28 protein-coding genes and 1 pseudogene are annotated in these 24,616 nt (G+C 64.2%); 16 read left to right on the forward strand and 13 right to left on the reverse strand.

Annotated features, from left to right (window positions below; translation table 11 throughout):
- Positions 1–16: 16 nt before the first annotated feature.
- The 8 genes from ACOXXX_RS16650 (at position 17) to ACOXXX_RS16685 (ending at position 8,982) form a co-directional block, all read left to right on the forward strand.
- Positions 17–1,207 (forward strand): hypothetical protein, encoded by a 1,191-nt coding sequence (locus ACOXXX_RS16650; RefSeq protein WP_422827738.1) that lies wholly within the window; start codon positions 17–19, stop codon positions 1,205–1,207.
- A gap of 97 nt (positions 1,208–1,304) precedes the next feature.
- The gene (locus ACOXXX_RS16655) at positions 1,305–2,075 is read left to right on the forward strand and encodes a fumarylacetoacetate hydrolase family protein (protein WP_422827739.1); all 771 of its coding nucleotides are present in this window, start codon (positions 1,305–1,307) and stop codon (positions 2,073–2,075) included.
- Between the two features lie 327 nt (positions 2,076–2,402).
- Positions 2,403–3,254 carry a universal stress protein gene (locus ACOXXX_RS16660; protein WP_422827740.1) on the forward strand — a complete coding sequence of 284 codons (852 nt, stop codon included), beginning with the start codon at positions 2,403–2,405 and terminating at the stop codon, positions 3,252–3,254.
- 124 nt (positions 3,255–3,378) lie between these two features.
- The gene (locus tag ACOXXX_RS16665) at positions 3,379–4,350 is read left to right on the forward strand and encodes a Bug family tripartite tricarboxylate transporter substrate binding protein (protein ID WP_422827741.1); all 972 of its coding nucleotides are present in this window, start codon (positions 3,379–3,381) and stop codon (positions 4,348–4,350) included.
- 27 nt (positions 4,351–4,377) lie between these two features.
- Positions 4,378–4,881, forward strand: a complete 504-nt coding sequence (locus ACOXXX_RS16670; RefSeq protein ID WP_422827742.1) for a tripartite tricarboxylate transporter TctB family protein — start codon at positions 4,378–4,380, stop codon at positions 4,879–4,881.
- Positions 4,882–4,905: 24 nt separating this feature from the next.
- Complete coding sequence (locus ACOXXX_RS16675; protein WP_422827743.1) at positions 4,906–6,417, forward strand: tripartite tricarboxylate transporter permease; 1,512 nt, start codon at positions 4,906–4,908, stop codon at positions 6,415–6,417.
- Between the two features lie 63 nt (positions 6,418–6,480).
- On the forward strand, positions 6,481–7,992 hold the full coding sequence (locus tag ACOXXX_RS16680; protein ID WP_422827744.1) for an acyl--CoA ligase: 1,512 nt from the start codon (positions 6,481–6,483) through the stop codon (positions 7,990–7,992).
- A gap of 9 nt (positions 7,993–8,001) precedes the next feature.
- Positions 8,002–8,982 carry a 2-dehydropantoate 2-reductase gene (locus tag ACOXXX_RS16685; RefSeq protein ID WP_422827745.1) on the forward strand — a complete coding sequence of 327 codons (981 nt, stop codon included), beginning with the start codon at positions 8,002–8,004 and terminating at the stop codon, positions 8,980–8,982.
- A 65-nt stretch (positions 8,983–9,047) separates the two neighbouring features.
- Here ACOXXX_RS16685 and rpsP read toward each other — a convergent pair whose 3' ends face one another.
- From rpsP to ffh, 8 genes are read right to left on the reverse strand one after another with little or no spacing between them, the layout of a single operon-like run.
- Positions 9,048–9,413, reverse strand: a complete 366-nt coding sequence (rpsP, locus tag ACOXXX_RS16690) for a 30S ribosomal protein S16 (RefSeq protein WP_422827746.1) — start codon at positions 9,411–9,413, stop codon at positions 9,048–9,050.
- Between the two features lie 40 nt (positions 9,414–9,453).
- Positions 9,454–9,786, reverse strand: coding sequence for a chorismate mutase (locus ACOXXX_RS16695; protein WP_422827747.1), 333 nt, complete (start codon positions 9,784–9,786; stop codon positions 9,454–9,456).
- Positions 9,779–10,378 (reverse strand): GNAT family N-acetyltransferase, encoded by a 600-nt coding sequence (locus tag ACOXXX_RS16700; protein ID WP_422827748.1) that lies wholly within the window; start codon positions 10,376–10,378, stop codon positions 9,779–9,781. The genes ACOXXX_RS16695 and ACOXXX_RS16700 overlap by 8 nt, the downstream gene beginning before the upstream one ends.
- On the reverse strand, positions 10,375–10,956 hold the full coding sequence (locus tag ACOXXX_RS16705; protein ID WP_422827749.1) for a GNAT family N-acetyltransferase: 582 nt from the start codon (positions 10,954–10,956) through the stop codon (positions 10,375–10,377). The genes ACOXXX_RS16700 and ACOXXX_RS16705 overlap by 4 nt, the downstream gene beginning before the upstream one ends.
- Positions 10,953–11,471 (reverse strand): GNAT family N-acetyltransferase, encoded by a 519-nt coding sequence (locus tag ACOXXX_RS16710; protein ID WP_422827750.1) that lies wholly within the window; start codon positions 11,469–11,471, stop codon positions 10,953–10,955. The genes ACOXXX_RS16705 and ACOXXX_RS16710 overlap by 4 nt, the downstream gene beginning before the upstream one ends.
- Positions 11,468–12,016 carry a GNAT family N-acetyltransferase gene (locus ACOXXX_RS16715; RefSeq protein WP_422827751.1) on the reverse strand — a complete coding sequence of 183 codons (549 nt, stop codon included), beginning with the start codon at positions 12,014–12,016 and terminating at the stop codon, positions 11,468–11,470. The genes ACOXXX_RS16710 and ACOXXX_RS16715 overlap by 4 nt, the downstream gene beginning before the upstream one ends.
- Positions 12,013–12,549 carry a GNAT family N-acetyltransferase gene (locus ACOXXX_RS16720; RefSeq protein WP_422827752.1) on the reverse strand — a complete coding sequence of 179 codons (537 nt, stop codon included), beginning with the start codon at positions 12,547–12,549 and terminating at the stop codon, positions 12,013–12,015. The genes ACOXXX_RS16715 and ACOXXX_RS16720 overlap by 4 nt, the downstream gene beginning before the upstream one ends.
- On the reverse strand, positions 12,550–14,046 hold the full coding sequence (gene ffh / locus ACOXXX_RS16725) for a signal recognition particle protein (RefSeq protein ID WP_422827764.1): 1,497 nt from the start codon (positions 14,044–14,046) through the stop codon (positions 12,550–12,552).
- A 521-nt stretch (positions 14,047–14,567) separates the two neighbouring features.
- Here ffh and ACOXXX_RS16730 point away from each other — a divergent pair.
- The 3 genes from ACOXXX_RS16730 (at position 14,568) to ACOXXX_RS16740 (ending at position 16,833) form a co-directional block, all read left to right on the forward strand.
- The gene (locus ACOXXX_RS16730) at positions 14,568–14,822 is read left to right on the forward strand and encodes a hypothetical protein (RefSeq protein ID WP_422827753.1); all 255 of its coding nucleotides are present in this window, start codon (positions 14,568–14,570) and stop codon (positions 14,820–14,822) included.
- A 200-nt stretch (positions 14,823–15,022) separates the two neighbouring features.
- On the forward strand, positions 15,023–15,904 hold the full coding sequence (locus tag ACOXXX_RS16735; RefSeq protein ID WP_422827754.1) for a LysR family transcriptional regulator: 882 nt from the start codon (positions 15,023–15,025) through the stop codon (positions 15,902–15,904).
- Positions 15,901–16,833 carry a DMT family transporter gene (locus ACOXXX_RS16740; RefSeq protein WP_422827755.1) on the forward strand — a complete coding sequence of 311 codons (933 nt, stop codon included), beginning with the start codon at positions 15,901–15,903 and terminating at the stop codon, positions 16,831–16,833. The genes ACOXXX_RS16735 and ACOXXX_RS16740 overlap by 4 nt, the downstream gene beginning before the upstream one ends.
- Before the next feature lie 97 nt (positions 16,834–16,930).
- On the opposite strand, the pseudogene ACOXXX_RS16745 reads toward ACOXXX_RS16740, so the two are convergent.
- Positions 16,931–17,257 (reverse strand): annotated as a pseudogene (locus ACOXXX_RS16745) (ArsR/SmtB family transcription factor); the annotation flags it as partial.
- 252 nt (positions 17,258–17,509) lie between these two features.
- Between ACOXXX_RS16745 and ACOXXX_RS16750 the strand changes: the two are divergent.
- The 5 genes from ACOXXX_RS16750 to ACOXXX_RS16770 all read left to right on the forward strand — a co-directional run bounded on the left by ACOXXX_RS16750 (position 17,510) and on the right by ACOXXX_RS16770 (position 20,133).
- Positions 17,510–17,854, forward strand: a complete 345-nt coding sequence (locus ACOXXX_RS16750; RefSeq protein ID WP_422827756.1) for an AtpZ/AtpI family protein — start codon at positions 17,510–17,512, stop codon at positions 17,852–17,854.
- Entirely contained in the window at positions 17,844–18,602 is a 759-nt protein-coding gene (locus ACOXXX_RS16755) for a F0F1 ATP synthase subunit A (RefSeq protein ID WP_422827757.1), read from the forward strand. The genes ACOXXX_RS16750 and ACOXXX_RS16755 overlap by 11 nt, the downstream gene beginning before the upstream one ends.
- Before the next feature lie 79 nt (positions 18,603–18,681).
- Positions 18,682–18,906 carry a F0F1 ATP synthase subunit C gene (locus ACOXXX_RS16760; RefSeq protein WP_084351458.1) on the forward strand — a complete coding sequence of 75 codons (225 nt, stop codon included), beginning with the start codon at positions 18,682–18,684 and terminating at the stop codon, positions 18,904–18,906.
- A gap of 89 nt (positions 18,907–18,995) precedes the next feature.
- A complete protein-coding gene (locus ACOXXX_RS16765; protein ID WP_422827758.1) occupies positions 18,996–19,565 on the forward strand; it encodes a F0F1 ATP synthase subunit B' in 570 nt (189 codons plus the stop codon).
- Between the two features lie 4 nt (positions 19,566–19,569).
- Positions 19,570–20,133: a F0F1 ATP synthase subunit B gene (locus tag ACOXXX_RS16770; RefSeq protein WP_422827759.1), complete on the forward strand. Its 564-nt coding sequence runs from the start codon at positions 19,570–19,572 to the stop codon at positions 20,131–20,133.
- 84 nt (positions 20,134–20,217) lie between these two features.
- On the opposite strand, the gene ACOXXX_RS16775 is transcribed toward ACOXXX_RS16770, so the two are convergent.
- From ACOXXX_RS16775 to ACOXXX_RS16790, 4 genes are all read right to left on the reverse strand, one after another.
- Positions 20,218–20,871 (reverse strand): YggS family pyridoxal phosphate-dependent enzyme, encoded by a 654-nt coding sequence (locus ACOXXX_RS16775; RefSeq protein WP_422827760.1) that lies wholly within the window; start codon positions 20,869–20,871, stop codon positions 20,218–20,220.
- Positions 20,862–22,331: a tetratricopeptide repeat-containing sulfotransferase family protein gene (locus ACOXXX_RS16780; protein WP_422827761.1), complete on the reverse strand. Its 1,470-nt coding sequence runs from the start codon at positions 22,329–22,331 to the stop codon at positions 20,862–20,864. The genes ACOXXX_RS16775 and ACOXXX_RS16780 overlap by 10 nt, the downstream gene beginning before the upstream one ends.
- A gap of 96 nt (positions 22,332–22,427) precedes the next feature.
- Positions 22,428–23,465 (reverse strand): porin, encoded by a 1,038-nt coding sequence (locus tag ACOXXX_RS16785; RefSeq protein ID WP_422827762.1) that lies wholly within the window; start codon positions 23,463–23,465, stop codon positions 22,428–22,430.
- 241 nt (positions 23,466–23,706) lie between these two features.
- A partial coding sequence (locus ACOXXX_RS16790) for a porin (protein WP_422827763.1) occupies positions 23,707–24,616 on the reverse strand: 910 nt, incomplete at its 5' end.

Consider the following 24,616-nt stretch of genomic DNA (forward strand, 5'->3'; position numbering starts at 1 on the left):
CGGAGTTTGTCCTTCGATGCTGAACGCCCTCACTCTTGCCGTTGTGGTCCTGGCCGGGGCGGTCCTGATCTGGCCCCGCGTGGCGCGCGCGCGCCTCTGGCGCGCGACGGTCACGCCGCTCGCCTCGATCATCGGGAGCGGATTTCTGGTTCTAGGGCCGATCCTTGGGGTCAGCTATGGCGGTTACGCGCCGCTGGTCATGATCGGCCTCTGCGCGGTGGCCTATCTGTTCGGCAGCGCCATCCGGTTCAACATCGCCGATATCGAGCGGAGCCCGGACCCGTCGCGCCTGATCCGCGGGCTTGAAACGACGGCCTCTGCCGTTCTTGCCTTTGCGTTCATCGTGTCCGTCGCCTACTACCTCAACCTTTTCGGCGCCTTTGGTGTGAGCCTCACGGCGCTGGACGACGCGTTCCACGCGAACCTGCTGACCAGTGCCGTCTTCCTGCTGATCCTGTTCACCGGGATGACACGCGGCTTTGCGGCGCTCGAGCGTCTGGAGCAGGTGTCCGTCGGTCTGAAACTGGCCATCATCGCAGGGCTTTTCTTTGGCTTGGTCGTGCATTTTGGCGAGGTGACGGGGCAGGGCGCCCTGCACTTCGATCCGCCGCAGGTGACCGGGTGGGCCGGGATCACGCTCATGGCCGGTCTGATCGTGACGGTGCAGGGGTTCGAGACGTCGCGCTATCTTGGCGGCACCTATGACGCCGCGCTGCGCATCCGCTCCATGCGGCTGGCGCAATGGCTCTCAACGGCCATCTACTGCCTCTACATCGTGCTCTTGGTCTATGGTTTCGACTTCGACCCGGGGCGCGTCGATGAAACGGCCATCATAGACGTGATGCAGGTGGTGGCTCCCATCTTGCCGCTGCTTCTGGTCGTTGCCGCCCTCAGCGCGCAGTTCAGCGCCGCCATCGCCGATACCAGCGGGTCGGGCGGATTGATCGCCGAACTCACCAAGGGCGTCATCAGCGAAAGGCTGGCCTATGCGGTGCTGGTCGGCATCGGGCTGGTCCTGACGTGGGTGGCCAATATCTTTGAAATCATCAGCTATGCCTCGCGCGCCTTCGCGCTTTATTACGCGATACAGGCCATCATTGCCGCGCTGCGTGCCTGGCGGCTTGGCCGATCGGCCAAGGCGATGGTATTCGGGTGCCTTGCGGTGCTGGGCTGCACCGTCGCCCTGATCGGAACGCCGGTCGAGTGAAAAGCGGATTGCATGGGGGGCGGCAAGTGGCGCAGTCTGGCGCGGAAGCGACGCCCAGGCTGTGCCGGGGGTTGCACGCAAGCAGGGAGGCATCAGCATGAAATGGGCACGGGCCATCACCGGCGACGGCACAGAGGTGACCGGGGTCATCGAAGGCGACCAGTTGCATCCGCGCGCGGCGCTGGGATCGTCCGAAGGGGCCGGGGGCGCGATTGATCTGGCCGACCTCAGCCTGCTGCCCCCGGTGGTGCCGGGCAAGTTCATCGGGCTGTGGAACAATTTCAAGGCGGCGGCGGAAAAGGGCGGCATGGCGCATCCCGAACACCCCCTCTACTTCTTCAAGGCCGACACCTCGCTCAGCGGTCCGGGGGCAGAGGTCACGCTGCCCGCCGCAGCGGGGCGGGTGGTATTCGAAGGCGAGCTTGGCATCGTGATCGGCAAGACCTGCAAGGCCATCACGCCCGAGGACGCGGCGGATGCGATTCTTGGATACACCTGCATCAACGATTTCACCTCGCTCGACGTGCTGAACGCCGATCCGTCCTTTCCGCAATGGACCCGCGCCAAGAGCTTTGACGGCTTCGGCGTTGTCGGTCCGGTGATCGAGACCGATCTCGACTGGCGCGCGCTGACCATCAGGGTGCTGGTCAACGAACGGGAACGGCAATCCTATCCCGCCTCCGACATGATCCTGCCGCCCGAGCGGATCGTTAGCGCCCTGTCGCAGGACATGACGCTCAACCCTGGTGACCTCATCGCCTGCGGCACGTCGATTGGCGCGCGGCCGGTCAAGGCGGGTATGGCAGTCGATGTGGTGATCGACGGAATCGGCCAGGTCGGCGTGACGCTTGTCGCCGAACCGGCCTGACGACACCGACAAAGGTCTTAATCGGTTTTTCCCAGCGATTCGGGCGGTTTACCCTGTCCGCGCCCGCGTTCAGCGGCTCCGGGGGCGTGTACCGGGCACCGGATAACACGGTATACCTTGGAGTACAAAAATAGTTACGGTTTCCAAAGGCTTACAAACACTCGGAAATCCGAGCCGAAAGTAAATTTCAAAATAAAATTTCTTGACGACATAAAGTTGCGCGCTCATTACACGCTGAGGAAGCGGAAGAATGCACGCAGGTGGCTGATCTCGCTCGATGAAAGTGACGCGCGGAATGGCGCAAGGGCGCAGAGGCGGTTTTTGGCGATGATAAAATCCATTCTGGTTCCTGTGCGTGGCGACGGCATGGTCGCGACCGTGCTGGCGCACTCCGCCGCGCTCGCCAAGCAGCACGAGGCGCAGGTCAATGTCGTGCATTGCCGCGCGCAGGCCAAGGATCTGATGCCGCAGGGCATTCCGCTGAACGAGTTTGCCCGCAAGGTGATGATGGAACAGGCCGGCGAGTTGGCGAACCGGCAGGAACACCATCTGCGCGGCATCCTGCACAAGCTGGCGGGGGAATACGGCTTGAAGGACGAGGGCGATGCAGAGGGGCCCGCGAACTGCACCTTCGCCGAGGTGCAGGGCCGCATGGCGGATGTGGTCAAGCATTCCGGGCGTTTGGCGGACCTGATCGTCCTGCCAAAGCCGCAGCGCGAACGGAACCTGGGGCAAAGTTCGCTCAAGGCGGCACTTTACGGGGCGGGGCGACCGGTGCTGATCTGTCCGGGCCAGTTGCAGCCCGACGACAGTTTTGCGCAGCACGTGGCGGTGGGCTGGAACGGATCGCTGCCCGCGGCGCGAGCGGTGGCCTCGTCGCTCGACATCGTGCACGCGGCCAAGAAGGTCAGCATCCTGACCGGCGGCAAGCTGCAATCGCATGGTCCCACCGTTGATGAACTGGTCGACTACTACGCGCTGCGCGGCATCACCGCCGACGTTGTCCGGTTCGACGGCAAGGACGCCCCGACCGAGCTTTTGAACAATAGCAAGACCGTCGGCGCCAGCCTGCTTGTGATCGGCGCCTACAGCCACAGCCACGAGACCGAAATGCTCTTTGGCGGCAACACCGGGCGCATCATCGACAAGACGGAAATGCCGATCCTGATGGCGCATTGACGACGCTGGCGCGTCCAGGGGCGGACCGGGATCCCCCCGCGTTATCCGGGGCAAAGAGGAAGACTGCGCACACAGCGCGAAACGAAGGTCCGGACAATCGGACATCAAAAGGGAGGAAGACACCATGACAATCACCAAGAGGTCTTTTCTGGGGCTGGCCGTCGCCGGAACACTTGCCGCGATGCCGATTTCGGCGCTGGCGCAAGACTGGCAGCCGACACGCCCGATCGATTTCACCATCATGGCAGGCCCCGGCGGCGGCGCCGACCAGATCGCGCGGTTCGTGCAATCGGTGGTCGAATCGAACGACATGACCAACCGCCCGCTGATCCCGACCAACCGCGGCGGCGGATCCGGGGCCGAGGCGCTCTTGCACCTCAAGGATGCGCGCGACCCCGACCATACGATCATGGTCACGCTGAATTCCTTCTACACCACGCCGATCCGGCAAGAGGGGCTGGGCATCGACATCGAGCAGTTCACCCCGATCACGATGATGGGCGTCGATCCCTTCGTGCTTTGGGTGCACAAGGATTCCGGCATCACGACCTTTGAGGAATACGTTGAAAAGGTCCGTGAAATGGACGGCGAATACGTCATGGGCGGCACCGGGTCCGGCCAGGAAGATTCGATTGTCATCGCCTACATGGCGGGGGCCTACGACCTGACAATCAAGTACATTCCCTATGACGGCGGCGGCGCCGTTGCCAAGGACCTTGCCGGTCAGCAGATCATGGCGACCGTCAACAACCCCGCCGAGGCCAAGGGCTTTTACGAGTCGGGCGATTTCGTGCCGCTTCTGGCCTTCTCGGACGAGCGGATGGAGGCCTATCCGGACGTGCCGACGATGAAGGAAAAGGGGCACGATTTCTCGTACTACAACCAGCGGGCCATCGTCGGTGCGCCGGGCATGTCGGACGAGGCCGCGGCCTATTACCGGGATCTTTTCGGCAAGGTCTACGAGAGCGACGCCTGGCAGAACTACCTGGTGTCGGAAAGCCTGTCGCCGCTGCCGATGGATGAGGGTCAGACGCGGGATTACTGGGCCACGCAAGTTCAGAACCACCGCAACCTGCTGTCGCAGATCGACGGCTAAGGCGGAAACCACGGAAAGGGGGCAAGGATGCGCCAAGGTGAGATATCGCTCGCGGGGCTGCTTGCCCTCTTTTCGCTCTACCTGATGTGGAAGAGCACCGAACTGCCCATCGGATATATCCGCGGGCAGGGGCCGGGGGGCGGGTTCTGGCCGTTCTGGCTGTCGCTGGGCATGCTGCTGAGCTGCCTGGCGATCGCGTGGAACTGGTGGCGCGGGAAGACCCCGGCATCGGTGTCGGACGAACCTCTCATGGATGGCTTCGGATGGCGCACCGTGATCCTTGTGGGCGGCGGGGTCGCGGGCTTCGTGGCGCTGATTTCGGTCGTGTCGATGTACGGGGCCGTGGCCATCTTCCTGGTCTATTACCTGCGGTTCCTGGGGCGGCACTCCTGGCTGCTGACGTTGACGATGGCGATCTTCCTGCCCATCGGTCTTTTCTTCTTTTTCGAAGGCGCGATGCAGATCTCGATGCCGCAGGGCATGCGCTTCACGCAGCCGTTCTTCGACCTGATGTACGACATCATCTACTGACGCAGCCCCGAGCCAAGGATCATCATGGACGTATTCTCATTTCTTGCCGATGGCATTCTGACGGCGCTGGAGCCCATCAACCTCGGGCTGATCCTGATCGGCGTGACGGTGGGGCTTTTCATCGGGGCGATGCCGGGGCTGGGATCGGTGAACGGGGTGGCGATTCTGCTGCCGATCACCTTTCTGGTGCCGCCCGCGTCGGCGATCATCTTCCTTGCGGCAATCTACTACGGCGCCATGTACGGGGGGGCGATTTCATCGGTGACGCTGGGCATACCCGGCGCCTCGACCGCCGTCGCGACCACCTTTGACGGGCGGCCCCTGGCGCTGCAGGGGCGGGCCAGCCTCGCGCTGGTGACGGCGGCGCTCGCCTCCTTTGTGGGCGGCAGCGTCGCCACGCTTTTCTTCACGCTGTTCGCGCCGATCCTCGCGACCGCCGCGCTCAACTTCGGCCCGCCCGAGATTTTTGCCCTGATGCTGCTGGCCTTTGCCACCTTCGTGGGTCTGGGCGGCGACGACATTCCCAAGACGGTGTTTTCGATCTGCCTTGGCCTGGTGCTGGCCACCGTCGGCTTCGACACGATCTCGGGTGAGCCGCGCCTGGTTCTGTTCGACATCCAGGGCTTTTTGCGCGGCATCGGCTTCATCGTGCTGGCCATCGGCGTCTACGGCATCGGAGAGATGCTCTGGACCATCGAACAGACCCGGGGCGAGATCACGACGACGAACCCAAAGATGACGGTCAAGGGCTTTGCCTCGGACGCGGGCGAAGCGGTGCGCCGGGGCTGGAAAGGCACCTGGATCGGGTCGATCCTTGGCTTTTTCGTGGGGGTTCTGCCGGCCGCCGGGGCCACACCTGGGTCGCTGATGGCCTATGGCGTCGCGAAAATGGTGTCGAAAACCCCGCACGAATACGGCAACGGGTCGCCCGATGGCGTCGCGGCCCCCGAGGCGGCCAACAACTCCGCCTCCACGGGGTCGATGCTGCCGATGCTGACACTGGGTATCCCGGGCTCGCCTACCACGGCGATCCTGCTGGGCGGCATGGTGATCTGGGGGCTGACACCGGGGCCGCGCCTCTTCGTCGACCAGACCGAATTCGTCTGGGGGCTGATCGGATCGTTCTACATCTCGAACCTTGCGGCGGTTCTGATCAACCTCGCGTTCATCCCGCTTTTCGTGTGGATGCTGCGCATGCCGTTCACGATCCTGGCGCCGCTCATCTTCGTGCTGTCCATCGTCGGGGGCTTTGCCGCGTCGCGCAGCATGCATGACCTTTGGCTGATCGTGCTTTTCGGCCTTGGCGCGTTCTTCCTGCGCAAGTTCGACTACCCGCTGGCGCCCGCGGTTCTGGCCATCGTGCTGGGGCCGATTGCAGAGCCGACATTGCGGCAATCCTTGCTCTTGTCGTCCGGTGACCCGATGATCTTTTTTAACAGACCCATCGCAGGGCCCATCACGGTGGTCGCCATCATCCTGATCCTGCTGCCCGCCTTCAAGATGCTGCGCCGCAAACGCCGAGCGGCGGCGAATTGACCGGGCGACTGGGCCGCCACAAAGACGAGCACGCAGACACGCGAAAGACATGAAGGACACACGATGCAAAGACTAGAAGACCTGATCCAGCCGCATCCCGACACGGCCCGTGCCATCGGCGCACCGGGGCGCGACTGGATGACCTATGCCGACCTCAGGGCGCTGACGGCCGAGGTGCGCAAGGCCCTGCGGGCGGCGGGCATCGGCGCGCAGGACCGTGTTGCCATCGTGTTGCCCAACGGGCCGGAAATGGCCGCGGCCTTTGTGACGGTCGCGCAATCCGCCACCACCGCGCCGCTGAACCCGGCCTACAAGGAAGACGAATTCGCCTTCTACCTTGAAGACCTCAAGGCCCGCGCCATCATCGTCGAGGCAGGATATGACGGCCCCGCCCGCACTGCGGCAGAGCGGTTCGACATGACGGTGATCGAGCTTACCGCGACCGAACCGGCGGGGACCTTCACCCTGTCCACCGATGCCAGCGGCAGTGCGCCCGACACGGACCCGGCCGCAGATGACGTGGCGCTGATCCTGCACACCTCGGGCACCACGTCGCGGCCCAAGATCGTGCCGCTCTTGCAGTCCAACATCGCGGCCTCGGCCGAGAATATCCGCGCCTCGCTGGCGCTCACGCCCGAAGATTGCTGCCTCAACGTGATGCCGCTTTTCCATATCCACGGGCTCATTGCCGCCGTCAGCGCGTCACTGGCCGCGGGCGCGTCGATCAGTTGCGCCCCGGGGTTCGATGCGCTCAGGTTCTATGGCTGGCTGGAAGAGGTGCACCCCACCTGGTACACCGCCGTGCCGACGATGCATCAGGCCATCCTTGCCCGTGCCCCCCGCAACGAAGAGATCATCAAGAACGCGCGGCTGCGGTTCCTGCGCTCGTCTTCGTCGTCGCTGCCCGGCCCGGTGATGACCCAGCTTGCCAACACATTCGGCGCTCCGGTGGTCGAGGCCTACGGCATGACCGAGGCGGCGCACCAGATGTGCTGCAATCCCATCGAACCCGGCCGCCAGAAACCCGGCGCTGTGGGCCTGCCCGCAGGCCCCGAGGTGCGCATTGCGCACGAGGTGGAAAACCGCCTGATCGACGGCGTGGGCGAAGTGTCCATTTCCGGGCCCAACGTCACCCCCGGCTACGAGGCCAACCCCGAGGCCAACGAAAAGAACTTTTTCGAGGCGGAGGGCAAGCGCTGGTTCCGCACCGGCGATCAGGGCGTGTTTGACGAGGATGGCTATCTGGCGCTCACCGGGCGGCTCAAGGAGATCATCAACCGCGGCGGCGAAAAGATCAGCCCGCTCGAGGTCGATGGCGTGCTGTCCGATCATCCCGCCATCGGGCAATGCGTGACCTTCGCGGTGCCGCACCCCAAGCTGGGCGAGGATGTCGCCGCTGCCGTGGTGCTGAAAGAAGGGCAAAGCGCCACCGACAAGGAGGTGCGCGATTTCGCCAGCGAACGGCTGGCGGCGTTCAAGGTGCCGCGCAAGATCCTCATTCTGGACGAGATCCCGAAAGGGGCCACCGGCAAACTCCAACGCATCGGCCTGGCCGAGAAGCTCGGCCTGGCCTAGGGGGACGCGATGAAGATCTGTATTTTCGGCGCGGGCGCCATCGGCGGCTACATGGGCGCGAAACTCGCACAGGCGGGGGCCGATGTCAGCCTTGTGGCGCGGGGTCCGCACCTCGAGGCGATGCGCGAAAACGGTCTGCGCCTGATCGAGGACGGCGGCGAGACGACGGTGCCTGTCACCGCGTCGGACAACGCCGCCGATCTCGGGCCGCAGGATTACGTCATCGTCACGCTCAAGGCGCATTCGGTGCCGCCCGTCGTGCCGAAGATGCAGCCGCTCATTGGCGAGGGCACCACCATCGTGTCGGGCGTGAACGGCGTGCCGTGGTGGTATTTCCACAAGATCGGCGGCGACCTGGAAGGCACACGGCTGGAAACGGTCGATCCCGGCAATGCGCAGTGGGACGGTTTCGGGCCAGACCGTGTGCTGGGTTGCGTGGTCTACCCGGCGGCAGAGGTGATCGAGCCGGGCGTGGTGAAGCATATCGAAGGCAACCGCTTTTCCCTGGGCGAACCCGACGGATCCAAATCCGACCGGGCGCTGGCGCTGTCAAAGGCGCTTGGGGCCGCCGGGCTGAAGGCCCCGGTTCGGCCCAAGATCCGGGACGAGATCTGGGTCAAGCTTTGGGGCAACCTGTCGTTCAACCCGATTTCTGCCCTGACCCACGCGACGCTCGATGTCCTTTGCACCGATCCCGGCACCCGCGCGGTGGCGCGCGGCATGATGGTCGAGGCGCAGGAGATTGCCGAAAAGTTGGGTGTGAAATTCCCCATCGACGTGGACCGCCGGATTCAGGGCGGTGCCGACGTGGGGGCGCACCGGACCTCGATGCTGCAGGACCTTGACCAAGGTCGGCCGATGGAAATCGACGCGCTGGTCGGATCGGTCAAGGAACTGGGCCGCGTGACCGACACGCCGACGCCCACCATCGACACGGTGCTGGCGCTGATCGCCCTGCGGGGCAAGGTCGCGGGCCTTTACGACAGCTAAGCTGCAAACGAAAAACGCCCCCGCAGTGTCCTGCAGGGGCGACTGATCCGGAAAAACCGGGCCGATTACTCGGCCGAGGCGTCTTCGGCGGGCGCCGCGGCTTTCGCGGCCTTGGCTTCGGCGCGTTCCTGCGCGGCCTTGCCCGGCGTACCCTTCTTGGGGTTGTTGCGCTCGGTCTTGTCCTTGATGCCGGCAGCTTCGAGGAAGCGGGTCACGCGGTCGGTGGTCTGTGCGCCCTGGCTCAGCCAGTACTGAACCCGCTCCACGTCCATCTTCACGCGGTCTTCGCTGTCTTTCGGCAGCAGCGGGTTATAGGTGCCCAGCTTTTCGATAAAGCGGCCGTCGCGCGGCATGCGGCTGTCTGCCGCCACGATCCGGTAGTGCGGGCGCTTCTTGGAACCGCCACGGGCGAGACGAATTTTGATGGCCATTGTGTTTCTCCTTTTGGAATGGCGTTCGACGGGGACCCCGTCAGGATTGGTGTTGTTCGTGGTGCTTGATGACTTCCTGAATGATGAAGTTCAGGAATTTCTTGGCGAATTCAGGGTCCAGATCGGCCTGAACCGCCAAATCCTCGAGTCGCGCGATCTGGTCGGCTTCGCGCGCGGGATCGGACGGGGGCAGGGCGTGTTCGGCCTTGAGCACCCCCACCGCCTGGGTGTGCTTGAACCGCTCTGCCAGCGTGAAGACAAGGATCGCGTCGAGCCTGTCGATCGACTCGCGGTGCCCGCGCAGAAGCGCTGCGGCGCGCGTCACCGGATCGGGCGTATCGCCGCCGGGCCGGGTGGTGTGGGCGTCAGTCAATTGCGAACCCCTTTGGTTTGAAGAGCGGGTCGATATAGTTGGCGATTTCCATCTCGATCCCGTGGGTGATCTGGCTGCCGCGCAGGGCGGCGGGCGATGGATGACGGTAGCAGGCGTCGGTGCCGTCGACCGTCGCCGCCCCGGCATCCTTTTTCGCGCCCAGCCGTTCGGCCAGCCGGATGCTGTCGAGGTTCTTGGGGTCGATGTAGCTTACCGCCGTGTCCCACCCCAGCGCCTCGTAGGCATGCCGCCGCACGCGGTCCATCGCCTCGAGCGCGTAGCCCTTGCCGGCCCGGTCGGGCCAGATGATCCAGGCCAGCTCCTTTTCCGGCCATTTGGCCGGAAACCAGCCGCCCGCCATGCCGACGGTTTCGCCGGTGTCCTTGAGGTGCACCATCCACATGCCAAAGCCGCGGATCTGCCAGTGTCCGATCTCGGCGGCATAGAGCATCCAGGCCTCGTAGCCATTGAGCGGCCCGCCCATGAAGCGCGACCGGTACGAGCTGAACGTGGCCTTGAAGTCGGGATAATCCGATGCTTCGGGCCCGCGCAGGACCAGCCGCTTGGTGGTAAGTTCGGGGATCTGGGTCATGCCGCATCCTCGGCAACAAGCGGCACATGGCGAAAGACCAGCGTGTCGTCCAGCAATTCGGATTCCGCCGTGGTGTCGCGGAAGGCCGACAGTCTTTCCATCAGCGCGATGCAGCGGGCATTGGCCGGGTCCACGTAGGACACGCAGCTTTCCCATTTCAGCGTGTCGAAGGCGTAGGCGCGCACCGCTTCGCAGGCTTCCTGCGCATAGCCCTGTCCTTCGGCATCGGCGCTGAGAAGGATGCCCAGCTCCGGCTCCGGGTCCTCGTATTCGTATCCCAGCAGCACGAAACCGGCCGAAGGCTGGGTCTGCGCGTCGATGGTCCAGAGCCCGTGGCCGTGCAGCAGCCACAGCGCCACGTACTGGGTGAAATCGGTCCAGGCCTCGGCCCGGGTCATGGTGCCGCCCAGGAACTGCGCCCGATCCGACATCATGATCTCGGCATAGGCTTCGAAATCGTAGATCCGCGGGCTACGCATCTGCAGCCGCTTGGTGTCGAGCGTGGCGATCTGCCCGCCCAGACGCGCGGCATGGCGCGATGCGATGCCGGGGCGATGACGTTCGACGGGCGCGGTCATGGCGTCACCTGAGGGTGGCGATAGACGTGCGAGATGTCGCCGCGCAACGTCAGCTTTCGCTCGAACGTGGCACCCATGCGTTCGGCCAACGCGATGGACCGGGCGTTGTCCGGCGCGATGAAGCTGGGCAGGCGGGTCAGGTTGAAATGCGTCGCCGCCGCCTGACGCGCGGCCATCGCCGCCTCGAACGCCACGCCGCGGCCTTCGTGCCCGGCGGCGATGCCATAGCCCAGTTCCGGCTCGGGCCAGTCGAAAGCGTGAAAGATTCCCGCGAACCCGATGAAGGTGTCGTCATCCTTGCGGGTGATGAACCACAGGCCATGACCGCGCAACCGCCATAGGCCCGACGCTGATGTCAGCACCCGCCAGGTGCCCTCGGCGTCCAGCGGGCCACCGTTAAAGGCGCTGCGCGCATCGCTGAAATAGGCGCAAAGCGCGTCGAAGTCGCCAAGCCGGGGTTCGCGCAGGATCAGATGTTCGGTCTCGATCACGGGGATGAAGGTGGGGGCGGTCATGCGCGTACCCCCGGGGTCAGACCCAGATCGGCGGGCGACGGATGACGCCAAAGCTCGTCCTCGCCCATGTTCTCGTTGTGGTAGGTCCGCTCATAGACCGCGCCCAGCCGGGTGGCGAGCGCCTTGGACCGGGCGTTGTCCGGCACGATGTTCGAGGTCAGCGTGGTCAGGCCCAGATCGCTGTAGGCGTAATGGCGCACGCGGCTTGCCGCCTCGAAGGCGATGCCCTTGCCTTCGAACCCGTCGAAAACCACCCAGCCCAGTTCCGGTTCCGGCCAGCTTTCTGGGAACCAAACGCCGGAAATGCCCGCGGGCGCGCCGGTCGCCTTGTCCTCGATCACGAAATAGCCAAAGCCGTGCCAGTGCCAGTGGCCGACGTTCATCGCGAACCAGCGCCAGGCGTCGCCGCGCAGCGCGATATGCCCAAAGCCCGCGCTGCGCGTCGGGTCCATGAGAAAGGTCATGACCGCGGACGCATCCGATTTCTCGGGGCCGCGCAAAGTCAGCCGGTCGGTGTCCAGACGAGGCGCGTTGGTGAGGCTCATGCGTAGGCCTCCGATGATCCGTCGGCGTCGGGCATGTGGCGGTAAACCACCGTTTCTTCGGCGGTTTCGCCGTCCGGCAGCGCCGCCGCGCTGTCATGGGTCGCGCCCAACCGTTCGGCCAGCGCTATCGAGGGGGCGTTTTCCGGTGTGATGTAGCTCACGAGCGTGTCGAAGCCTTCGGCCCAGGCCCAGTTCAGCGCGGCTGTGGCGGCTTCAAACGCATATCCCTTGCCTTCGTGACCCTCGAACAGCGTCCAGCCGATTTCGCGTTCGGGGAAATGCGGCGGCCGGGTGATGGCCACCTGTCCGATCAACTCACCCTCGGCGCTGTCAATCGCCCAAGCGCCGTGCCCCATCCAATCCCACGAGACGACCTCGGAAGAGAGGCCGTAGAAAAGGTGCGTACGGGTCTTGGGCGCGCCCACATAGGCCGCGCGAGGTGTCTGGTAGAAAGCCCAGAAGGGCTCCAGATCATCCATCCGGTGCGGACGCAGACGCAGGCGCGCCGTGGATATGACGGGGGCGGTGGTCACTTACTTCTTCTTGCCGAAACCCGACAGGCCGGGGGGCAGGGCCGCGCCGCCGCCCATACCGGGCAGCTTGCCGCCCATCTGGCGGGCCGCCGCCTCAAGCGCCTTGGGGTCCATGCCCGCGGCCATGTCCTCGGGCGACGGCCCGCCCTTGCCGAACATGCCCTTCATGGCCTGTTTCATCATGCCGCCTTTACCCATCTTGCCCATCTTCTTCATCATGTCGGACATCTGGCGGTGCATCTTGAGCAGCTTGTTGAGGTCGCTGACCTCCATGCCCGCGCCGCGCGCGATACGCTTTTTCCGGCTGGCCTGCAGCAGCGCGGGATTGGCGCGCTCTTTCTTGGTCATGGAGTTGATCAGAGCGACCTGCTGCTTGAGAATCCGGTCATCAAGGCCGGCGTCGTTCATCTGCTTGGACATCTTGCCCATGCCGGGCATCATCGACATCATGCCTTCCATGCCGCCCATCTTCATCATCTGCTCAAGCTGCATGCGCAGGTCGTTCATGTTGAACTGACCCTTCTGGAAGCGCTTCATCATGCGCTCGGCCTGCTCGGCCTCGATCGTCGCCTGCGCCTTTTCCACGAGCGCCACGATGTCGCCCATGCCAAGTATGCGGCCTGCGATACGGTCAGGCTCGAACGTCTCCAGCGCGTCGAGCTTTTCGCCCAGGCCCACGAACTTGATCGGCTTGCCGGTCACAGCACGCATCGAGAGCGCCGCGCCGCCGCGGCCGTCGCCGTCCATCCGGGTCAGAACCACACCGGTGATGCCGATGCGGCTGTCGAAATTCTCGGCTGTGTGCACCGCGTCCTGACCGGTCAGGCCGTCGACGACCAGCAGGGTTTCGCGCGGGTTGGCGACGTCGCGCACCGCTTCGACCTGGGCCATCAGCTCTTCGTCGATGGACAGGCGTCCTGCGGTGTCGAGCATGTAGACGTCATAACCGCCAAGGCTGGCCTGGGTCTTGGCGCGCTTGGCGATCTGCACCGGTTGTTCGCCCTTGACGATGGGCAGCGTGTCAACGCCGATCTGGGTGCCCAGAATTTGCAGCTGCTCCATCGCCGCTGGGCGGTTCACGTCGAGCGAGGCCATCAGGACCTTCTTGCCGTCGCGCTCTTTCAGCCGCTTGGCCAGCTTGGCCGTGGTCGTCGTCTTGCCGCCGCCCTGCAGGCCGACCATCAGAATCGGCGCGGGTGCGTTGTCGATGCGCAGGGCGCCGGGATCGCCTTCGCCGCGCAGGGTGTTGATCAGCTCGTCATGCACGATCTTGACGACCTGCTGGCCCGGCGTGACCGATTTGGTCACCGCCTGGCCGGTCGCCTTGTCCTGCACCGCCTTGACGAAATCGCGGGCCACCGGCAACGAGACATCCGCCTCGAGCAGGGCAACGCGAACCTCGCGCAGGGCGGTTTTCACGTCGCCTTCTGACAGCGCGCCCTGCTTGGTCAGCCGGTCGAAGACGCCGGAAAGGCGTTCGGATAGATTTTCAAACATGCCTTCGGCCTCCTTGCCGGTTTCCATGTGTCGGCCTTAAGGTAAGGGCCGACGGCGCGTTCCACAAACCCCGGGGTGGCCAAAGGCGCGACCGCAAAGCAGATGCGCCCCCGTGGGCGCAACGCGCTGACGGAGGGCGATCCCGGGGCAATCCCAAGGGACCGGAAGCGTGCGACTTCCGGGTGATCCTGCGCGTTTAGGAGCCTGTGTTGCCCGAGTCAAGGCTTCCCGGGGGACGAGGCTGGATGATGAAAAATTCAGCAGATCGCCGCAGGCCTCAGAATCGGGGCCGCACAGGGGCTTAGCGGCTGCCTGACTGCCCAAATAAAGGTCGTGGCAACAAAAATGCGCGATTATCCGCGAAGGCCGGGACGCGCCTGTTGCGAAACCGGTGGTAAATTGGCTACATAGAAGCTGATGTTCGGGATGGCAGCCGCTGTTTCGGCAAACTAGGTCTCGTATGGCGTGTCCATCTGCGTTATACGGGTCTCGCAATTACGAACTTTTGAAGAGGTAATATCGTGGACCTGAAGAAAATCCTGACCGCATCGCTCCTCGCGGCTGCAATGTCGACCTCTGCTTTCGCAGGCGGCAAAGGCGCAGTCATCATGGAAGATGACGTTGATGATCCGTTCATCGTTCCCGCTGGTTCCAGCGTTGGCCCGGGCGTGGCAATTGCCGCAGTCGTCGGTGGTGCCGCTGTTGTGGCGCTTGTCGCTGGCGCGCTGGGTGACGATGATTCGTCCAGCTCGACCACCGGCACGGACGAAGACTGATCTTCGCCACAGCCCGCTAGGGCGGTGAAGCTGATATGACGCGGCCCGGCAGTCTCTGCCGGGCCGCGTTTCTTTTGTCCGGACCCACCCGGCAGCGGTGTCGTGTGGCATGATGCCAAAAGCTGTGTTTGCTCATTGCAAAATCACACTCTATCCGCCCAAATATCCGTGAAATGTGATCAGGCGCACAGAGGGTGACAATGGACAATTGGGACGAGATTCGCACCGCCTACCAGGTGGCGCGGCTGGGCACGGTCAGCGGCGCGGCCGAGGTTCTGGGCGTGCATCATGCCACGGTGATCCGCCACATCGACGCGCTGGAAGGACGGATGGGGGTCAAGCTCTTCCAGCGGCACGCGCGCGGCTACACACCGACCGAGGCGGGTCAGGATCTTTCGCGCGTCGCCCAGACCACCGATGACCAGTTCCAGCAACTCGCCGGACGGATCAGGGGGCGCGGGGCGGATGTGTCGGGCGAGCTGCTGGTCACCTCGCTTGTCGCCTTCGCGCCGCTGATGGTGCCGGCGCTCGTGGCCTTTCAGGAGGCGCATCCCGATCTCGTGGTCCGCTATCTGACCGACGACCGGGTGTTCCGCCTGGAATACGGCGAGGCGCACGTGGCGCTGCGGGCGGGTCCGCAACCGGACGAACCCGACAACGTGGTGCAGCCCTTCCTCAAGGCGAAGATCGGGCTCTACGCCGCGCAATCCTATATCGACCGACACGGCAAGCCCGATGGGCCTGAGGATTTCGCGCAGCACAGATTCGTCGGGCATGACCTGCCGGACAGCCGCGCGCCGTTCCAGCGCTGGCTGCGCGAAAACGTGCCCTATGACCAGGTTGTGTTCCGCAGCACCGACAGCCGAGTGCTGGAATCGGCGGTGCTGGCCGGGACGGGCATCGGCTTTTTCGGCCTGCGCGCGGCGCAGTCCCAGCCCACACTGGTCGAGATCATGCCCCCGCAAGACGACTGGGCCTCGAACCTGTGGCTCGTCACCCATGTCGACCTGCACCGCACTGCCAAGGTGCAGGCGCTGTTGCGGCACCTCAAGGATCATGTGGCCGACTGGCAGGACGCATGACCGGCGCCGCCCGCGGCCATCTGGCGATGCTGTCCTTTTCGGCGCTGGTGGCGGGGTCTTTTTCGCTGGGAGGGATGGCTGCACCCTTCATCGCGCCCGAAGTGATGACCGCCGCGCGCTTTGTCATCGCGGCGGTGCTGCTCACCGGCATTGCCTTCGCCATGGGCGAGATGCCGCGCCGCGCCTTTGCGGCCCCCTGGCGCTATGTGCTGTTGTCCGGGCTTTTCGTCTTTTACTTCGTGATGATGTTCGAGGGGCTCAAGACCGCGGAACCGGTGAGCATGGCGGCGGTCTTCACGCTCAACCCGATCCTCGCGGGGGCCTTCGGGTGGTTGCTGCTGCGGCAGGTCACGACGCCGCGCATGGCGACAGCGCTGGTGATCGGCGGCATCGGCGCGCTTTGGGTGATCTTTCGCGCCGATGTGTCGGCCTTTCTGGCCTTCCAGATCGGGCGGGGGGAAACCGTCTATTTCTGGGGCTGCCTGGCGCATGCATTCTATATTCCGCTGGTGCGCAAGCTCAACCGCGGGGAATCGGCGCTGACCTTCAACGCGGGCGTAGTGGTGGCGGGGGCGGGGCTTTTGCTGGTCTACGGGGGGCCCGCGATGCTGGCCACCGACTGGGCGGCTCTGCCGGGCATCGTCTGGATCACGCTGATCTACATTTCCATCATGGCGACGGCGCTGACCTTTCCGCTGCTGCGGTTCGGATCGCTCAACCTGCCGTCGGCCAAGGTCATGGCCTATACCTATCTCACCCCCAGCTGGGTGCTGGTCTGGGAGGTGGCGCTGGGGCATGGAGCACCACCAACGCTGGTTCTGCCGGGGGTGGCGCTGACGGTTCTGGCGCTGTTGCTGTTGCTGCGGGATGAAGAGGCGCCGGGGGCCGGACAGGTGCCGGGGGAACGAAAGTCAGCGGATCGGCGTTAACTCATCACACTTTGGATCGGAGAACACCATGTTGCGCAACCTTATCTATATCGTCGGCCTTGTCGTCGTCGTGCTTGTCATTCTGCGGCTCGCCGGCCTGGCCTGATACGAATTCACGTTCCAGGAAGCGCTCGAACGCATCAAGGTCGGGCGCTTCGAACTGCCCGAAGGCCTGCATCCAGATGCTGGCATCGCGCAGGGCGTCGGGCTCCAACTGGCACCATTTGACCCGCCCGCGCTTTTCCTGACTGATCAAACCGGCGGTCGCGAGTATCGCCAGGTGTTTCGAGATGGCCGCGAGGCTCATCTCGAACGGTTCCGCGACGTCCGTCACGGCCATGTCATCCTCCAGAAGCATCGACAGGATGCGACGGCGGGTCGGATCGGCCAAGGCGGAGAAGATGGTGTCCAGATCGCGGGTCATACGCCCATTGGCGATATCCCTGCCGGGCCGTCAAGGGTACACGAACCGTTACTCAACCCCGGGGTTGAATATGCCATGCGGCTGCGGCTGGCCTCTAACGCTCCTGCGACGCTTTGGTCAGTCATCTTCACAAACACCGTATCTCATTGAAAATATGTTGTCTTTTGCCTCGCGCAAAGCCCGTCCCGCCTGCTTGACTCGGGGGGCGCTGCCCCTTAGCAACCTACCAGATGTCCGAAAGGGGCGATGGGTGTGACCGATCCCGATCCGAAACGGCGGCTGGCCGAACTGGACGCGCGGATTGCGGCGGTCAAGGCTGCCAAGACACCCGCCAAATCGCACCAGGAGGAGCACTATTCACAGGCGCAGCTGGCCTGGCGGATGGTGATCGAATTGGTGGCCGGTCTGGGGATCGGCTTTGCCATCGGATACGGGCTCGATGTGCTGTTCGGCACGCTGCCCTGGATGCTGGTGGTGTTCACATTGCTGGGTTTCGTGGCGGGCGTGAAGACGATGATCCGCAGCGCCGCGGAGATCCAAGAGAAGAAACTGGCCGACACGGCCGGAGAGGACGAGAGGGCACATCATGGCGACTGAAGCGCACGGCGGTGAAGAGGGCGGTCTGGTTTTCCACCCGATGGATCAGTTCATCGTGAAGCCGCTGTTCGGCGACGGCGCGGTCGGGCTCTTCACCGTGACCAACGCGACGCTGTGGCTGGCGCTGACCGTGCTGGCGATCATCGCGCTGATGGTTCTGGGCACCGGCAAACGCGCCATCGTGCCGTCGCGCACCCAGTCGGTGGGCGAATTGGCATACGGCTTTGTCTACAAGATGGTCGAGGACGTGACCGGCAAGGAAGGGGTGAAGTATTTCCCCTACATCATGACGCTGTTCATGTTCATCGTCTTCGCCAACTTCCTGGCCCTGATCCCGATGTCGTTTTCGACCACGTCGCACTTTGCCGTCACCGTGGTGTTGGCGCTGGCGGTGTTCCTCACTGTCACGGTCCTGGGCTTCATCAAGAACGGCGCGTCGTTCCTCGAGCTTTTCTGGGTGTCGAGCGCACCGCTCGCCCTGCGTCCGGTGCTGGCGGTGATCGAGATCATTTCGTACTTCGTGCGCCCGGTCAGCCATTCCATCCGTCTTGCCGGTAACATCATGGCCGGTCACGCGGTGATCAAGGTGTTCGCGGGCTTCGCGGCCATCGCCGTCATTTCGCCGGTGTCGATCCTTGCGATCACGGCGATGTACGGGCTAGAGGTTCTGGTGGCCTTCATCCAGGCCTACGTCTTCACCATCCTGACATGTGTCTACCTCAAGGACGCACTGCATCCCCATCACTAGTTGCGGTGGGTTGGAAAACCCACGCTACACCCGACACGAACCCATCACACTCTAACTTCCAATCGTAAGGAGAATTCTCATGGAAGGCGATCTCGCACACATCGGCGCAGGCCTGGCAGCAATCGGTTCCGGCGCAGCCGCAATCGGTGTGGGCAACGTGGCAGGTAACTTCCTGTCCGGCGCTCTGCGCAACCCGTCGGCAGCCGCCGGTCAGACCGCCACGCTGTTCATCGGCATCGCGTTCGCAGAAGCGCTGGGGATCTTCTCGTTCCTCGTCGCCCTGCTGCTGATGTTCGCCGTCTAAGCCACGGTTCTGATCCTTACGCTCGGGCGGTCGTGGCCATGATGCCGCGCCGCCCGTTGTAGAGAAAAGCACCCTTGGAGGACGGCCACATGGCAACCGAAACTACACAGGCCGCAGGCGACGGCCTGGCCGATGCCACAGGTGTTGCGGCCCATGAGGTGGGCACCGCACCGGGCATGCCGCAGCTGGACTTTTCCAACTGGGGCAACCAGATCTTCTGGCTCGTCCTGGCGCTGCTCGCGATCTATTTCGTGCTGTCGCGCGTCGCGCTGCCGCGCATCGCCGCCGTTCTGGCTGAACGTCAGGGCACGATCAGCAACGACATCGCCAAGGCCGAACAGCTCAAGCGGCAGGCCGCCGAGGCGGAAGAGGCTTATGACAAGGCGCTCGCCGATGCCCGTGCCGAGGCGCATGCCATCGCGCAGCGTGCCCGCGACGAGATAAAGGCCGATCTGGCCGAGGCCACGAAAAAGGCCGATGCCGAAATTGCCGCCAAGGCCGCCGAGTCCGAAAAGGCGATCAATGAAATCCGCGCCTCCGCGATGGAGAATGTGGAAGCCGTCGCCAAGGACACCGCCGCAGCCCTCGTGGCCGCGCTGGGTGGCAAGGCCGACGACCAGGCCATCGACGCCGCCGTGTCGCAACGGATGAAAGGGTAAGACCATGCGCAAGCTGACCGGACTTTTCACCCTTTCCATGCTCGCCGCGTCCCCGGCCCTTGCCGCCGGTGACGAGTTCTTTTCGCTGACCAACACCGACTTTATCGTCCTGTTGGCCTTCATCCTGTTTATCGTCGTGCTGATCTACTACAACGTGCCGAGCATGCTGATGAGCATGCTGGACAAGCGCGCCGACGGCATTCAGTCCGAACTGGATGAGGCGCGTGCGCTGCGCGAAGAGGCGCAGACGCTTCTGGCGTCCTACGAGCGCAAGCAGCGCGAAGTGCAGGAACAGGCCGACCGCATCGTGGCCCAGGCCCGCGAAGAGGCGGAGATCGCCGCCGAGGAAGCCAAGGCCGATATCGCCAAGACGCTGGAGCGCCGACTGGCGGCCGCGAACGACCAGATCGCATCGGCCGAGGCATCGGCGGTACGCGAGGTGCGTGACCGCGCGGTGACCGTCGCGGTGCAGGCCGCCAAGGACGTGGTGGCCAAGCAGATGACGGCGTCGGACGCGAACAAGCTCATCGACGACGCGATTGATCAGGTCGGCAAGAAGCTGCACTGATCCGGAGCGGAGCAGAGATGTTGGAAACCCCCGGGCTCTCGCCCGGGGGTTTTCGTTTTCAGGGCGGCGTCTGACCCGCAGCGGTCAGCCGTAATCGCGTTCGCCAAAGATCGCCGATCCGACGCGGACATGGGTGGCGCCCAGGGCAATCGCCTCTTCGAAATCGGCGCTCATCCCCATCGACAGGCCCGCAAGGTCGTTGCGCGCGGCAAGCTTGGCCAGCAGGGCAAAGTGCAGCGACGGCGTTTCGTCCACCGGCGGGATGCACATCAGCCCCTTGACCGGCAGATCGAGCGCGCGGCATTCGGCGACGAAACCGTCAGTCTCTCCGGGCAGGACGCCGGCCTTCTGATCCTCTTCGCCGGTGTTGACCTGGATGAAGATATCGGGGCACTGCCCTTCCTCCTGCGCGACGCGGGCGATGGCCTTGGCGATCTTGGGCCGGTCGACCGAATGGATCGCGTCGAAAAGCTGCACCGCCTGGCGGGTCTTGTTGCTTTGCAGCGGACCGATCAGATGCACCGACACGCCGTCGAACGCCTCGCGGAAATCGGGCCATTTGCCCGCTGCCTCCTGCACTTTGTTTTCGCCATAGACCCTGTGGCCCGCCTCGAGCACCGCGCGGACACGCTCATTGGGCTGCACCTTCGACACGGCGATCAGCGTGACCGACCCTTCGGGTCGGCCTGCCTCCCGTTCCGCCTTTGCGATGCGTTCCTTGATGTCGGTCAGTCCCATTGATCGTCCCCCCAGGCCGCGATGAACGGGGCCAGTTCAGTCTCGTATTTGCGCCAGGCCTGGGCCGAGGCGCGATAGATCGGCTGGCGCACCTGGTGCAGGCTGAGGGTCCTTACGGTGCCCCCGGCGGAGTGAAAGTCAAGGCAGGCGTCTTCCCACTCAAGCCCCGCGGCCCGCACCAGCGCGCGGGTCTGGGATTCGGGATCGGCCACCAGATCCTCGTATCGGACCTCGGTCAGCGTGCCCTCAGGCAGGCGGCGGCGCCAATGCGCGATATTGGCGCGGAACGCCTTGATCACCGGGGCGATGTCGGCCAGCCGGTTGCCGTAGCGGTGGGTGCCGGTCTGAAAATGATTCTTGTAGATCGACAGTGCGATGTCGCGCGGGTCGCGGTGCACGGCGATCATCCGGGCGCCGGGCAGAGCGCGGTGCAGCAGGCCGTAGATCAGGTGATTGAGGATGCTCTTGTCGGTGACGACGCCCTGGCACGCGCCGGTGTCACGGATGACGTGCTGAACATAGCTTCGGGCGAAGCGGATGACGGCCTCGGCGCTCTGCCCGTCGAGCGGTGACAGGCTGGTGCCGTCGCCAAGCTGCGCCACCGCGGTGCGCACGGCGTGGCCCAGCTCGCCGCCGGCGGTGACCCGGCTGTGCGCGGCCAGGATATGTTCCACCAGCGTCGTGCCGGAACGGGGCATGCCGGTGACAAAGACTGGACGCAGGGGCAGCTCGATGTCGAGCGGAGTGAGATCGGCATCCTGCGCCGCCACGATGGCGCGGTGATCGGCGGCATAGACGTCCGGATCGAAGGGTGCGGCCTTGCGTTGCAGGGCGTTGGCGCGGTCGAGATGGGCAAAGACCTGCCCGTGCCGGCCCTGATCCTCGAGCGCCTTGGCCATGGCGTAGGAGGCATGCATCTTGCCGATGTCGGGTACCTTGGGATTGGCCAGCAGACGGCGCATGCGGTCCATCAGCGGATCGTTCGCAGGCAGCTTTCGCGTCGCCGTCAGGATCCGGTACAGCGATCCATTGTCGGGCGCCTTGCGGATCAGCTTGCGGAACAGCGCCTCTGCCGCGTCGAAATCCCCGGCGAACTGCAGGGTCAGGCCCTTGTCGGCTTGACGTTTCAGATCGCCGGGAGTCTGCGCGATCAGCCGGTCGTGCGCGGCAAGCGCCTTATCGAACGCGCGCGTGGCGGTAAAGGCGGCCACGGCGGCCTCGTTCAGCGCGGGTTCCTGCGGTTTGATTGCCAGCGCATCGCCCAGGTGGGCCGCGCGCGCGGCAAGGTCGCCCTGCAGATGCGCGATGCGGGACAGCTGATAATGGATCTCCGCGGACCGGGGCAGGGGGATCAGCAGCGCGATGAAATCCGCCTTCGCCTGGTTCAGCTGCCCGGCGGACAGCCTGCGCAAGGCAGCGTCGTAGCGGGCCTTGAGCGCTTTGGGGTCGGCGGCAAGCATGGCGGGTCCTTTCCGCCGATAGCTAATACGCGGCCGCGCAAAAGAAAAGAGCGGGCCGAAGCCCGCTCTTCCTTGAACCGATGGTTCGGGCAGAGCCTAGAAGCTCATTGCCAGACCCAGCGAGTACAGGTCGACATCGTCGAGGCCGAGGTCCTTGCGGTCGTTGAGGCTGTAGCCGAGGCGCGCCGACAGACCGCCGCCCAAGTCGTAGGATGCGGCCAGGCCGTATCCATTGACTTCTACGCCGTTGTACTCGTAACGACCCCAGTTCAGGCCGACTGCGATGTTGTTCATCTCGTAGCCGACGCCCAGACCGACGTGGGTGATGTCCTCATCCGGCAGGCCGAAGGTGGATTCCAGGGTGCCGTCGACTTCGGTCTTCGAGAAGGTTGCACCAACCGACAGGCCGTTCGAGAAGCCGGCAGTCGCTGCCAGACCGTAGGTCTGAGCAACGTCGTTCTGCGACTGGAAGCCGAAACCGGCGTTCAGCGAGATGCCGTTGAATTCGCCAGCGTAGCCAACACCCAGACCGTAGATCGGGTCTGCGTCGTAACCGGCGGGAACGCCGATTGCGTTGAAGAAGCCGTAGGTGTCGGCGCCGTTGTTGGCCTGCTCGACCGAGAACGAGAACACGAACGCATTGTAGGTATAGTCGAAGCGCGCGATCTGACCGTCGCCGTTGCCATCAAGCGACAGACCGGTGTCGGTGCCCAGCAGCAGGTGGCCGTCCTGGTCGTCGAAACCGACGTGGTTGGTCTCTTCGTCCTGCAGCGAGCCGCCAGCCAGCGCCATTTCGGGCATACGTGCGTCCATTGCACCGTCGGTGTCACCCATGGTCAGGGTTGCGCCGCCGAAGGACACGAAGATGGCTTCGCCGCCCTGGGAGCCGGTTGCGAATGCTGCACCGGTGACCGACTCGTCGAGGTCGACGTTGGCGCCGAAGGTCAGGCCGTTGTCGGCTTCGCCGGACATGGTGAAGGTGACGTCGATGTCAGTGTGGAACTGAGTGTCGCCGGTACCGATGTCGTAGATGCCCATTTCGGCCATCCCGGTCAAACCGATGCCCAGGTCCTGAGCAGAGGCGACGCCCGCGGTTGCGACCAGCGCGGTGGTTGCAAAAAGAATCTTTTTCATGGGGTCCCTCATGATGTGCGAAAGGTTGGTGGCAATCCGGATGTCCGGTCCCGATGAACACACCATGCTTCCTTGACCCCGCATTTACAAGCAAAGGTGGAAGTTCTCGACATAAATGTAACTCAGTGGTGCGTAAAAGACGCAAAAGAGCAGGCCAAGACCCGCCCTCTTTTTTTGGATGCGCAAAAGAAAAGAGCGGGCCGAAGCCCGCTCTTCCTTGAACCGATGGTTCGGGCAGAGCTTAGAAGCTCATTGCCAGACCCAGCGAGTAGGTGTCGACGTCGACGCCGCCACCGAAGTCGCTGTAGCCGTAGCCGAGGCGCGCCGAGAGACCGCCGCCCAGGTCGTAGGATGCGGCCAGGCCGTAACCATCGACTTCTGCGCCGTTGTACTCGTAACGACCCCAGTTCAGACCGACTGCGATGTTGTTCATCTCGTAGCCAACGCCCAGACCGACGTGGGTGATGTCCTCATCCGGCAGGCCGAAGGTGGATTCCAGGGTGCCGTCGACTTCGGTCTTCGAGAAGGTTGCACCAACCGACAGACCGTTCGAGAAGCCGGCGGTCACAGCCAGACCGTAGGTCTGAGCAACGTCGTTCTGCGACTGGAAGCCGAGACCGGCGTTCAGCGAGATGCCGTTGAATTCGCCAGCGTAGCCAACACCCAGACCGTAGATCGGGTCTGCGTCGTAACCGGCGGGAACGCCGATTGCGTTGAAGAAGCCGTAGGTGTCTGCACCGTTGTTGGCCTGCTCGACCGAGAACGAGAACACGAACGCGTCGTAGGTGTAGTCGAAGCGCGCGATCTGACCGTCGCCGTTGCCGTCGAGCGACAGACCGGAGTCGGTGCCCAGCAGCAGGTGGCCGTCCTGGTCGTCAAAACCGACGTGGCCGGTTTCGTCGTCCTGGATGGAACCGCCAGCCAGCGCCATTTCGGGCATACGTGCGTCCATTGCACCGTCGGTGTCACCCATGGTCAGGGTTGCGCCGCCGAAGGACACGAAGATGGCTTCGCCGCCCTGGGAGCCGGTTGCGAATGCTGCACCGGTGACCGACTCGTCGAGGTCGACGTTGGCGCCGAAGGTCAGGCCGTTGTCGGCTTCGCCGGACATGGTGAAGGTGACGTCGATGTCAGTGTGGAACTGAGTGTCG

The sequence above is a fragment of the Thalassococcus sp. BH17M4-6 genome, from assembly GCF_049323015.1.
GTDB lineage: Bacteria > Pseudomonadota > Alphaproteobacteria > Rhodobacterales > Rhodobacteraceae > Puniceibacterium.

Coding starts and splice junctions, on each gene's coding strand:
- ACOXXX_RS16685 (WP_422827745.1), top strand. CDS start 8,002: ATGAAGATCTGTATTTTCGGCGCGGGCGCCATCGGCGGCTACATGGGC.
- ACOXXX_RS16710 (WP_422827750.1), bottom strand. CDS start 11,471: ATGACCGCCCCCACCTTCATCCCCGTGATCGAGACCGAACATCTGATC.
- ACOXXX_RS16705 (WP_422827749.1), bottom strand. CDS start 10,956: ATGACCGCGCCCGTCGAACGTCATCGCCCCGGCATCGCATCGCGCCAT.
- ACOXXX_RS16660 (WP_422827740.1), top strand. CDS start 2,403: ATGATAAAATCCATTCTGGTTCCTGTGCGTGGCGACGGCATGGTCGCG.
- ACOXXX_RS16755 (WP_422827757.1), top strand. CDS start 17,844: ATGGCGACTGAAGCGCACGGCGGTGAAGAGGGCGGTCTGGTTTTCCAC.
- ACOXXX_RS16665 (WP_422827741.1), top strand. CDS start 3,379: ATGACAATCACCAAGAGGTCTTTTCTGGGGCTGGCCGTCGCCGGAACA.
- ACOXXX_RS16655 (WP_422827739.1), top strand. CDS start 1,305: ATGAAATGGGCACGGGCCATCACCGGCGACGGCACAGAGGTGACCGGG.
- ACOXXX_RS16650 (WP_422827738.1), top strand. CDS start 17: ATGCTGAACGCCCTCACTCTTGCCGTTGTGGTCCTGGCCGGGGCGGTC.
- ACOXXX_RS16760 (WP_084351458.1), top strand. CDS start 18,682: ATGGAAGGCGATCTCGCACACATCGGCGCAGGCCTGGCAGCAATCGGT.
- ACOXXX_RS16670 (WP_422827742.1), top strand. CDS start 4,378: ATGCGCCAAGGTGAGATATCGCTCGCGGGGCTGCTTGCCCTCTTTTCG.
- ACOXXX_RS16785 (WP_422827762.1), bottom strand. CDS start 23,465: ATGAAAAAGATTCTTTTTGCAACCACCGCGCTGGTCGCAACCGCGGGC.
- ACOXXX_RS16770 (WP_422827759.1), top strand. CDS start 19,570: ATGCGCAAGCTGACCGGACTTTTCACCCTTTCCATGCTCGCCGCGTCC.
- ffh (WP_422827764.1), bottom strand. CDS start 14,046: ATGTTTGAAAATCTATCCGAACGCCTTTCCGGCGTCTTCGACCGGCTG.
- ACOXXX_RS16740 (WP_422827755.1), top strand. CDS start 15,901: ATGACCGGCGCCGCCCGCGGCCATCTGGCGATGCTGTCCTTTTCGGCG.
- ACOXXX_RS16700 (WP_422827748.1), bottom strand. CDS start 10,378: ATGACCCAGATCCCCGAACTTACCACCAAGCGGCTGGTCCTGCGCGGG.
- ACOXXX_RS16765 (WP_422827758.1), top strand. CDS start 18,996: ATGGCAACCGAAACTACACAGGCCGCAGGCGACGGCCTGGCCGATGCC.
- ACOXXX_RS16675 (WP_422827743.1), top strand. CDS start 4,906: ATGGACGTATTCTCATTTCTTGCCGATGGCATTCTGACGGCGCTGGAG.
- rpsP (WP_422827746.1), bottom strand. CDS start 9,413: ATGGCCATCAAAATTCGTCTCGCCCGTGGCGGTTCCAAGAAGCGCCCG.
- ACOXXX_RS16680 (WP_422827744.1), top strand. CDS start 6,481: ATGCAAAGACTAGAAGACCTGATCCAGCCGCATCCCGACACGGCCCGT.
- ACOXXX_RS16780 (WP_422827761.1), bottom strand. CDS start 22,331: ATGCTTGCCGCCGACCCCAAAGCGCTCAAGGCCCGCTACGACGCTGCC.
- ACOXXX_RS16735 (WP_422827754.1), top strand. CDS start 15,023: ATGGACAATTGGGACGAGATTCGCACCGCCTACCAGGTGGCGCGGCTG.
- ACOXXX_RS16775 (WP_422827760.1), bottom strand. CDS start 20,871: ATGGGACTGACCGACATCAAGGAACGCATCGCAAAGGCGGAACGGGAG.
- ACOXXX_RS16715 (WP_422827751.1), bottom strand. CDS start 12,016: ATGAGCCTCACCAACGCGCCTCGTCTGGACACCGACCGGCTGACTTTG.